The following is a 282-nucleotide window of genomic DNA, read 5'->3' as shown; positions in this document are numbered from 1 at the left end:
GTTCTGATCGGTGATCGCGGACGCCCCGAAAACGACGATGATATCCGCACCTTCCGATGCCGGCTCCCTCAATGCCTCCGCCAACGCCTGGGTCGCATGCGCGACGCGCGTCTCGTCGGTGAAGCTGGCACCGGCTTTCTCGAGCCGGGCTTCGAGCACCCGTCGCGTCTTGTCGAGCATCTTCGCCTGCGTCGATGGCAGGCATGTCGCCACGAGACTGACCCGGCAAGGGCGGAACGCCGCCACCGACAGGGGCGGCTCATGGCTCTCAAGAAGCCTCTC

General features: G+C 66.0%; 1 pseudogene. It reads right to left on the bottom strand.

The window, feature by feature from the left end:
* Window positions 1-180: pseudogene (locus tag CH341_RS33965) on the bottom strand (4-diphosphocytidyl-2C-methyl-D-erythritol kinase); the annotation flags it as partial.
* Window positions 181-282: the final 102 nt, after the last annotated feature.

It is taken from the genome of Rhodoplanes roseus (assembly GCF_003258865.1).
GTDB lineage: Bacteria > Pseudomonadota > Alphaproteobacteria > Rhizobiales > Xanthobacteraceae > Rhodoplanes > Rhodoplanes roseus.
Note: the sequence above shows the minus strand (reverse complement) of the source record. Positions and strands in the feature narration are given on the sequence as shown.